Origin of the sequence: Micromonospora sp. NPDC007220 (genome assembly GCF_040634035.1) — a bacterium.
In the GTDB taxonomy this organism is placed as follows: domain Bacteria; phylum Actinomycetota; class Actinomycetes; order Mycobacteriales; family Micromonosporaceae; genus Micromonospora; species Micromonospora reichwaldensis.
Genome location: NZ_JBEYEU010000016.1, coordinates 119,989 through 129,214 on the forward strand (window position 1 = coordinate 119,989; position 9,226 = coordinate 129,214).

Sequence of the window (9,226 nt, forward strand, 5' to 3'; positions counted from 1 at the left end):
GGCCCGCACGTCGGGCCCGACCCCCTGGCCGGGCCCGGGAGGGGACGGTCACGGGAAGGGATGCGGGTGCAGTGCCAGGTCCTCGTAGCGGGGCCGCCCGGGCAGGCGGCCCAGCACCGCCGGCACAGTCAGCAGCCGGGGCAGCCCCCGCGTCCGCCGGTTCAGGTGACCGAACGTCATCGGCAGGGTGCCGGGGACGACGACCTTGGCAGCGTGCAACCCGAGGGCCTGCCGCAGCTCGGGGATGCTCTGGTCGACGACGACCGGTTCCACCCCGGCCCGGTGGTGCAGGTCCGCGCAGAGCGCGCCGAACAGGGCCGCGAGGTCCTCGACGGGACGGGGCAGTCCCGGCCACACCTCCCGCCAGGCCCGGGTCCGCCCGGCCCCGAGCAGGAACTCGTAGCGCGGCCGTGCCTCCGGCAGGCAGTGCAGCATCATGTGGTCGTCCATCTGACGAACCAACGCGGCATCGTCGAGCATCGGCAGCAGCCGGTCGCGGTCCGCCCGCGCTGAGTCCCCCTGCCACGTGTCGCGCACCTCGTGGAGGTTGACGACCAGCTCCACCACGGCCGAGTGGATCGCCGAGAGGGGATCCAGGTGGGCGCCGGCCGCGAAGAAGGCCGTCGGCGCCCCCACGGCGGGCATCCGGTGGTGCGCCAGCGCGACGACCGCCGGCACGGCCAGGTCGGTGGTGGCGTCGAACAACCGTAGGTCGTAGTCGAGCAGGTCCAGATTGTCGGCGAGGTGCCCGACCAGGTCGAGTTCGTCGGGGAGCGCGACCTCCACCAGCGGGGTACGGGCGTACCAGGCCATCAGGAAGGCGTCCCGTTCGATCACCTCGAACAGGCCGTGCAGGGCCGCCTCCTCCAGGCTGTTGCCGAGACCGCAGCCGTTGGAGGACTCCGACAGGAAGGTCGCCGACGGGCGTTGCCCGAGGTCACCCCAGTACGCCGCGTGCTCCGGCACCGCCACGGGCGTCGCCCGGCTGGGCGACCACCCCGGCACCCACCACGTCGGCACGTCGGGGGCGTACGGGATGTGGTGGGCGCTGGGCAGGTCGGGCAGACCGAGGGCCGCGGGATCGACGGCGTGCTCCGGTCCCAGCTCCGCGAAGGACGCCCACTGCCGGGCTGCGGGCCCGTGGGGGGCGTACCCGGCCAGTCGTTCCACCGCTTCGAAGAGCGCCAACCGGTCAGCCTCCGCGGCGGTCGTCGCCCGGCCGAAGCCCGCCACGGTGACCGCCGGACCGGCGACCACCGCCCTGGTGACCGGCAGCCCGTACCCCTCGTGCCGGTGCAGCTGGACGACGTGGCCCAGCCGTGGCTCCAGCAGTGCCCGGCGAAGTCCCGCCAGGTCGGTCGCCGGGTTCGGCCGGCGCAGTCGCAACGGGTCGGCCGGCGGCTGACCGCTGCCGGTGAGCGGCGTCCCAGGTGGAGCGGCGGGCTGCCGGCTGAGGCATCCTTCGCAGCGGACCCCCACCGGCGCCACCGGATGGGCGGACACGCTCCCGTCGGGCGGGACGACCCAGAGCCGCGCGGCGGCGGACTGCGGCTCGGCCAACGCCGACCGGACCACCGCGGCGAGCACGGGCAGCAGGGCCGGCGCCGGCCGACCGCCGAGCCGCAGCTCGGCATCACCGTGCGGCGTCCGGCCGCCCGGCGCCGCCAGCCTGGCGGCCTCCAGGCAGCGCAGGCAGGTGGCACTGTCGGGGCCGACCAGCGGACCCACCAGCGCCGTACCGCCGTCGAACCGGACGGGCAGGACGCTGCCGCCGGCCCCGGTGCCCCGGTCGGTCAGCCGGCTCAGCAGCGCCGGACTCCACCGGGTCGACACCACCACCGCCGGGCCGGAGCCGGCCCACCCGTCGTCCTCGGCCAGCACCGGATACGGCGACCCCGCCCTCCTCAGCGCCTCGGCGAGCTGGCCGGCCAGGTCGGGGTCCGGCTGCCGGGGACCGTCCCGATCGTCCCCGGGCAACCGAGGGTCACCGGTCATCGCCGGCCCGCAGGACGATGAGCCCGACCGTACGCAGGGCGGCGGCCAGCGGAGCTGGCGGCGTCACCACGATCGGCTCCGCGGGGGCGCCGACGAGGGTCCGCAGTGACCGCCGGAGGGCGGCCTCCCGTTCGGACCCGTCGGGCATGGGCGCGGCCGAGCGGCTCACCCGTGGCGACGCTCCGCAGGGGCCGTGCGAGTACGGCGGACCGGGCCGGTGTGCACGCCAGCGGACCGTGGCGACCGCGGTGAGAGCGGCGAAGGCGACCGCGTCGTGGGCCGTAGCCTCGATCGCCCAGCCGAGTTCCATCCACCCATCGGGGTCCGTCGTGTCCGGGCCGCACACGACGGCCAGCTGCGCCCCGGGGGCGAGCCGGCGGACGTGAACGGTCGCCGGGACGCCGAGGCGGCGGGTCAGCGTACGCCACCAGCGGCGGGCTGCTGGCGCGTCGAACACCGACGGGGGGACAGCCCCGCCTGACGTGACGCCGGCCGAGGCCACCGACCGGCGGGCGAGGCGGCGCAGCAGCACTCCCTCGGCATGGCTGCGGTCCACCCCGCAGGCCAGCACGGCGGCCCCTCCGATGGACACGCTGAGCAGCTCCACCGCTGCCAGCGTGGCGTGCAATCGCGCCGTGGAGGTGTCCGGACCGTGCCCGGTGACGAGCGTCCCACCGGCCGGGCCGAGAACACCGCCGACCCGGCACCGGGCCAGTCCCACCGGCAGTTGTGGCAGATCGTCGAGCTCCACCGGCGGCAACACACCGAGTTCCGGGTCCGTGAGGGAGGTGGGTAGACCCACGTGGACGGCGTCGTCCCGCCGGTCGGGGGCGTCGACCGCCGGTGACCGTACGCCGGGCGGCCACGGGTGGGCGGTGGCGCGCAGCGGGTCGCTCCGCACGACGAGCGCCGTCGGCGCGGTCGGGTCGGTCAGCTCGGCGAGCGCGCCGAGGAGCCGGTGCGCGGCGCAGGCGCCGGCCACCACGGAAACCGGGTCGCCAGGGGCCGTCGCCGCGCCGTCAAGTCCGAGCCGCTCGGCGATCAGGCCGGACTGGGCCCGCAGTTGCCTGCCCGGGCCGACGGGGGTGACGTAGCCGACCGTGGCGCTGGCCCCGGTCACCACGGCACGCCCGTCGCTGGCGGCGAGGGTGACGCGTCCGGCGTCGCGCGGTGGGTCGATGCGGGTCGCGGCCCGCCGGACCCGGGCTCCGGCGGCGGTCAACGCCTCGATCGCGGCGGTGGCAGCGGGGCCCGCTCCCGTGACGGTCACCGATTGCCGGCCGATGCCGGTCCAGGACGCGGCGGGGTCGGTGGCGACCGAGGCCAGCCAGGTGGCGACGGCGGGTGGCGGCACCGGGGCCGGTCCGCAGGCGGCGGCGGGGGCATGGGCGTGCCCGGTGCCGGCCCAGTGCTCCGGCACCCGGACCAGCAGGTCGTGTTCCCGGAGCAGGTCGGCCAGCCGGTACAGGGCGAGGGCGACGGGCGGGCGTGGCGACAGGTCGCGCAGGTCGGCTGTGGTCCGGCCGGACGCGAGGCGCCGGGTGAGCAGTTGCCAGAGCCGCCACAGCTGTGGCGCGCCGTCCAGGGTGAGGCTGGTGTCCCAGGACCGCAGGTGCAGCCCGCCGTCGATCCGGGTCGCCTGCACGGTGGGGCGGAGTTGCCAGGAACTGGTCGACATCTGCGCGCCTCACCGGTTGGGGAACGGCTGGGGTCGTCGGAAGGAGTCCGGGGTTGGAAGGGCGACTGTCGCCGGGCCCGGCGACAGTCGCCTCGTCACTCAGGCAGCGCGGTTCGCGCTCCGCGGCGGCTACAGCATCGGCTCGTCCGGACTGATGGAGCAGGAGCAGGACGCCAGGCACGCGCTGATCCGAGACGCCCCGGTCTCGGGGATCGCAACGGTGTCGCGCATGACCGTCACGGTCAGGCCGCTGAGGTCGAGATCGTCGAGCTCGAACTCGTCGTCTTCTCGTTCGATCGGCATGTGGTCACCTCCCTTCGAGGTGGGATGAGGCCCGGGCACGCCGGGATGGCAGAGATTCTTCCGGCGGCCGGTGCGGGGCGTCGTCAGTAGTTTTGCCGACATCACTACTTACCCACGCTCGGTGGCGCTGCTGCCTGCCCGGCCGGGGTCCGCCCCTGGGCGACCCCTCGGTGGGTGGCGTGTCATCCTGCACAACGCCAGGGCCGAAACGTTCTTCGCCACACTGAGCGCAGGGTGTGATGCCCGGCTCGCGAGCGAGCCGTCTGCGGGCCTGTGCTGACCGGCCCGTCGGTTCCGCTTCAGGCGCAGCCGCGGTACTGCAACGCGGCGTCCTTCATGTAGGCCCAGAGTGCCAGGCCGTTCCAGTAGTCGTAGGTGAGTGTCCAGCCGTTGGCGGTGTTGCCGGTGGGGCCGGTGACGACCTGTCCGTAGCGGCGGGTGCCGTACAGGGTCGACTCGTTGGGGGCGGTGTACATGCCCGCGTAGTCCCAGACGACGGTGAAGCTGCTCGTCGTGCAGGCCGCCTGCGCCGTCCCGGCCGGCACGAGGGCCGTCAGTGCGGTCGCGGCGAGGCAGGCCGCCGTCGTGTGTAGTAGCAGTCGTCGCACGGTCACCGCGTCATCCTATCGATGGTTATGGACGAATGTACTTCGACTGTGCCTTCAGCAGGACGCTCTGTCGACGGACAGCTTCGGCGGTCGCACGGACCGGCACCGTGTCGGGCATCGGCGTCGGTGCACTCCGTCGCTGGTCGGACGGATTCTCCCGCGTGGGTCGGAGCCCGGGTCATTCCCGGTGGGGAGGCCGATGTGGGTCCGCAGACTGACGTTTCCGGTTGTCGGCCCAGGGCACGATGGGCAGCAGTCACGTCACACGGGAGGCGACATGCACCTGTCACGCCGCAGTTTCCTGCTGGCCACCACCGGTACGGCGCTCGCGACGCCCCTGCTGGCCGGTGCCGGCCCGGCAGTCGCGGCCGGCCGGCCGTCCGCCGGGTCGCTGCCGGACGCGGCGCTCACCGCCGACCTGCGCGCGATCACCGAGGCCGGCATGCCCGGTGTGTTCGCCGAGGCGCGGGACGGACGGGACCGGTGGCGGGGCGCCAGCGGGGTGGCCGACGTGACGACCGGTCGACCGGTGCTGCCCGGGTTCCAGCACCGGGTCGGCAGCATCACCAAGACCTTCGTGGCCGCGACGCTGCTGCAACTGGTCGGCGAGCGCCGGATCGCGCTGGACGCCCCGATCGGCCGGTACCTTCCGGAGTTCGCGGTCGCCGGGGTGACCGTCCGGATGCTGCTCGACCACACCAGCGGGATCAGCGACTACGACCACGTCATCTTCGCCACCCCAGAGGACATCGAGCGGCACCGGTCCACCACGTTCACGCCGCGTCAACTCGTCCAGGCCGGCCTCGGTCAGCCGTCGACCGGGGCACCGGGCGCGGCCTTCTCCTACTCGAACACCAACTACATCCTGGCCGGGCTGATCATCGAGCGGGTCACCCGCCGGTCCGCCACCGACGAGGTGCACCGGCGGATCCTCCGGCCGCTCGGGCTGCGGCACACGTACTTCCCCGGCGTGCGTCCCCGGATCGCCGGCCCGCACAGCAGGGGCTACGTCCCGTGGTACGAGGGCGAGCTGCGCGATTTCAGCGTCAGCAACATGTCCTGGGCATGGACGGCCGGGGCGCTCGTCTCGACCATGGCCGACCTGAACACCTTCTTCCGGGCGCTGCTCGGTGGCCGGCTGCTCCGCCCGGCCCAACTGGCCGCGATGAAGACCACCGTGCCGTTCGACCCGGCCCAGCCGGAGGCCGCCGGCTACGGGCTCGGCCTCTACCGGATGACCTGGCCCACCGGCGACGTCTGGGGGCACGACGGCCTGGTCTTCGGGCACAGCGCCATCTCGCTGCACACTCCGGACGGTCGGCGGCAGGTGAGCCTCGCCCAGAACGTGACGCACTACGCGCTGCCCGGCACGCCGGACCCGATCGGTGAGGCGGTCGGCAGGTTCCTGAACACGGCACTGGTCGGTGAGAGCGCCGTCGCGGCGCGGACCGCCACCGCCGCCCGGGTGCCTGCGGTCGTCCCGGCGCCGGGCGCACCGACCCTGGTCAGGCCACTGCCGCAGCGCTGACGCTGTCGCCCGGCAGCCGCGACCGGACCCCGTACTCCGGTCGCGGCTCCCGGGCGGCAGCCCCGTCGACCCGCTCGGCGTCCGGCTCGCCCGCGTGACCGGTTCAGCAGGTCATGTCGATCTCCAGGACCGCGACCTCGTGCCCGTCGACCAGCAGCACGGTGGTCTGTGGATCCTCCTCGAAGTCCTCGTCGTCGGGTGGCCAGGTCGTCGGCAGCAGGCCGGCGTATCCGATGTGGACGTCGGCACCCATCCGGGCCAGGACGAGATCGGTCAGGTCGTCGCCCAGGAACGTCGCGAGGTGGTCGGCCGGAAGCTCCGGGAACTCGTCGATCCCGTCCCAGCTGCCGTCGAACAGCTCGCTCAGGGAGCAGATCGGCGTACGGGCCTGCCAGCTCGTCGGCGAGGAACCGCACCAGCACTTCCGCGCGCCGGTCGGGTGCCCCCACCACGGCCGAGATCAGCCCGACGAGTTCGGTTGCCACCTCCTCGTCGGTGCGCACCGGCTCGTACGGCCGTCCCGGCCCGACCGACACCCGACTGGTCAGCACGGTCGCGCCGGTGACCTCCGGAAGGTCGGCGGCGTCCGCGATCTCCGTCAACGGCGGCGGCTCCGGCCACTGCTGATCCCGGCGGGACCTGGTCCGGCCGGACACCACGGTCGACGACCAGCCGGCAGCCTGCTCCGGCGACCACGCCGCCAGCAGCCACACCGCCGCCAGGCGTACCCAGTGCTGGTTCGTCAGCCGGCGGCCATCCTCCCGCTAGACCGGGTCGGGCTGTCGGTACCAGGAGTCGGTGTAGGCCGTGGTGCGTTCCACTGCGGCAACCCCTTCCGCGTCGGGGAGGTGCGAAGGTAGCAGGCGATGGTGACAATTCCGTCCACAGTGCAGGGCGGGCGCCGTGGTCCGCTTGCGGCCGATGGCGTCACGGCCGGAACTGTCGGTCGGGGCTCCTACGATCACGGCCATGTCGGCTGCCTTCACCGCGCTGTGGACCCAGGACGTCTGCCGGGAGCTGCGTCGTCACCGGGTCGGCGAGCGGCCTCCGGTGGCGTTCAGCGGGGTGCACCAGTCCCTGCCCAGTTGGACCAGCGTCGGGGTCGGCGACTCCGTCTTCGCGCTGCACGTCAACCGTTGCGTGCTGCACGTGGTGAGCCGCCTCCGCGTCGTCGACAAGCAGCGGCGCGACTGCTGCGGCAGCGCCCCGGTGACCTGGCGGGATCCGGCCCATCCGGGCCACGACGCCTGGGCGATGCTCGGTGCGGACGGGTGTGGAGCGGTCCCGGTGCATGTCGAGGCCACCCCGATCCGCTTCGACGTCACCGTTCCCGGCGACCTGCTCGGCACACTGACCTGGCGCAACCGGCGCGGTGACCAACGCACCCTGAAGTACGTCGTCGACGGCCGTCTCGAACGCTCCGTCAGCCTCCAGGGCCTCTACCGCCTGACCGATGAGTCCGCCGTCGCACTGGGCGCTCTGCTCGACAGCTCGCCAATCCCGAGCCGATCGGCACAGCCGCTCCACCCGGCCCGCTAAGTCCGCCGTCCTAACTTGGGCTGAGGCTGGCGGTGATCCGTAGGTCCCAGCCGGGCAGGTCGTTTCCCTCGTTGGTCACAAGGCTTGTGTCGAACCATGCGGCGCTGGGGCGTCCAGCTTGTTCCCATTGGTGCAGCCATGTTCGCAGCGCGGTCAGGGAGGGGGAAGCAGCGGTGTCGGCGAGGATGGTGCCGTCGGTCAGGATTACGGCGGCGGTGGTCGCGGTGGTGTGTCCGATGCCGCGTTTGCCGTCGTCGAGGGCAGCGGTGCTGCGGTGTGGTCCGCCGGCGATGACGGAGTAGGTCGTCCATGACGGCCAGTTCAGGGGTGTGCGGTGGTAGGTCTCGGTGTGGCCGGGGTTCCGCAGTAGGTTGAGGGCGGTGCGGGCGCCGGTGTGTTGCGGGTTGTCGTGGCCGCGCCAGCCAATGGAAATCCATGCCGGCTTGGGTTGGTCGGTGTGGTGGTCGACCCAGCGTCCGGGGAGCGTCAGGGCGTCGTCGACGGCGGTGGCGGTGCTTTGGGCGTAGCCGCCGAAGGTGACTGTCTCAACGTGGGGTTGTCCTGCGGTCAGGGTGATGGTGGTGACCAGGGTGGTGGACGGCTGCGCGGCGATGGGCAGGCAGGCCACGATCCGTCCGTCCGGGGCGAGTTGGTTCACCCATGCCCGGGGTAGCCGTGGGGGCGTGCACCAGGCGGCGATGCGCTGGTAGGGGGCGCGTGGCGGGTAGCCGTTCATGCCGTCGGCGGTGTGGCAGGTGATGGTGGTGATGCCCCGTTGGCGGTGCAGGCGGTCCGCCCAATCGACGAGGTGGTCGCTGATGTCGATGCTCGTCACGCGCCCGGTCGCGCCGGCTCGGGCGGCGAGGAGCGCACCGGAGTAACCGGTGCCGGTGCCGATCTCCAGCACGTGGTCGCCTTCGGACACATTCAAGGCGATCACGTCGCGGTGGATGGCCTCGGCCGCGGAGCGGTGCAGGGTTTCTCCGCGATCCGGGTTGTGGACGTAGAACTGTTCGGGGACGCTGGCGTGCAGCGGGTCGGCAGCAGTCACAGGACTCCTTCCAGCGTGGGTTAGCCGAACAAGTCAGGTTGTTCGGCTGTCCCCGTAGGGAGTGCAACGCCGGCCGCAAGCCGAAGGCTCTCGAAAGTCGGCGGCTTCACCGGCCACCGCCGGGAGATCAGCCTCGGCAGCAGGTACGCGGTCGCGACGGTGTCCCAATAAGCGCGGTGTGGCCGGCTGCCTCCGGCCGCCGCCTGCATCGTTTCGTGCAGCCGCAGGCTGTCCACCAGCGTCGACAGAGAACACTCGGGGAAGTCCAGCGTCCGCGCCAGCAGCAGCGTGTCGAGCAGGCCCGCCGGGCGAAGCGAGGGCAGGTACCTGCGCAGCAGCCGCCAGTCCACGTTGATGTTGTGCCCCAACACCCACCGGCCCTCGACCAGCTCGATCAGTCTCGGCGCGATCTGCTCAAGCGGCGGTCCGTCGGCGAGCACGGCGTTGGTCAGTCCCGGTGAGAGCCAGGGCCGCTGAGGTATCGGCCGTCCCGGGTTGACCAGTGACGTGAACGCCTGACCGAG

General features: G+C 73.0%; 9 protein-coding genes. 2 read left to right on the forward strand and 7 right to left on the reverse strand.

The window, feature by feature from the left end; all coding sequences use genetic code 11:
- Window positions 1-48: 48 nt before the first annotated feature.
- The 4 genes from ABZ573_RS23940 to ABZ573_RS23955 form a co-directional block, all read right to left on the reverse strand.
- Window positions 49-1,995: a TOMM precursor leader peptide-binding protein gene (locus tag ABZ573_RS23940; protein WP_358121104.1), complete on the reverse strand. Its 1,947-nt coding sequence runs from the start codon at window positions 1,993-1,995 to the stop codon at window positions 49-51.
- A complete protein-coding gene (locus ABZ573_RS23945) occupies window positions 1,985-3,673 on the reverse strand; it encodes a hypothetical protein (protein ID WP_358121107.1) in 1,689 nt (562 codons plus the stop codon). Before ABZ573_RS23945 ends, ABZ573_RS23940 begins: the two co-directional genes overlap by 11 nt.
- Before the next feature lie 129 nt (window positions 3,674-3,802).
- Complete coding sequence (locus tag ABZ573_RS23950) at window positions 3,803-3,976, reverse strand: thiazolylpeptide-type bacteriocin (protein WP_132234202.1); 174 nt, start codon at window positions 3,974-3,976, stop codon at window positions 3,803-3,805.
- A gap of 299 nt (window positions 3,977-4,275) precedes the next feature.
- Window positions 4,276-4,590, reverse strand: coding sequence for a hypothetical protein (locus ABZ573_RS23955; RefSeq protein ID WP_151453019.1), 315 nt, complete (start codon window positions 4,588-4,590; stop codon window positions 4,276-4,278).
- 271 nt (window positions 4,591-4,861) lie between these two features.
- On the opposite strand from ABZ573_RS23955, the gene ABZ573_RS23960 reads away from it, so the two are divergent.
- Window positions 4,862-6,112 carry a serine hydrolase domain-containing protein gene (locus tag ABZ573_RS23960; protein WP_358121110.1) on the forward strand — a complete coding sequence of 417 codons (1,251 nt, stop codon included), beginning with the start codon at window positions 4,862-4,864 and terminating at the stop codon, window positions 6,110-6,112.
- Window positions 6,113-6,215: 103 nt separating this feature from the next.
- Here ABZ573_RS23960 and ABZ573_RS23965 read toward each other — a convergent pair whose 3' ends face one another.
- Entirely contained in the window at window positions 6,216-6,365 is a 150-nt protein-coding gene (locus ABZ573_RS23965; protein WP_358121113.1) for a hypothetical protein, read from the reverse strand.
- A 716-nt stretch (window positions 6,366-7,081) separates the two neighbouring features.
- Between ABZ573_RS23965 and ABZ573_RS23970 the strand changes: the two genes are divergently transcribed.
- Window positions 7,082-7,651 (forward strand): hypothetical protein, encoded by a 570-nt coding sequence (locus ABZ573_RS23970; RefSeq protein WP_358121116.1) that lies wholly within the window; start codon window positions 7,082-7,084, stop codon window positions 7,649-7,651.
- 10 nt (window positions 7,652-7,661) lie between these two features.
- Here ABZ573_RS23970 and ABZ573_RS23975 read toward each other — a convergent pair whose 3' ends face one another.
- Both ABZ573_RS23975 and ABZ573_RS23980 read right to left on the reverse strand, forming a co-directional pair.
- Window positions 7,662-8,702, reverse strand: a complete 1,041-nt coding sequence (locus ABZ573_RS23975) for a methyltransferase domain-containing protein (protein WP_358121119.1) — start codon at window positions 8,700-8,702, stop codon at window positions 7,662-7,664.
- 20 nt (window positions 8,703-8,722) lie between these two features.
- Window positions 8,723-9,226: 3'-5' exonuclease (locus ABZ573_RS23980; RefSeq protein WP_358121122.1), on the reverse strand; the 504-nt coding region annotated here is incomplete at its 5' end.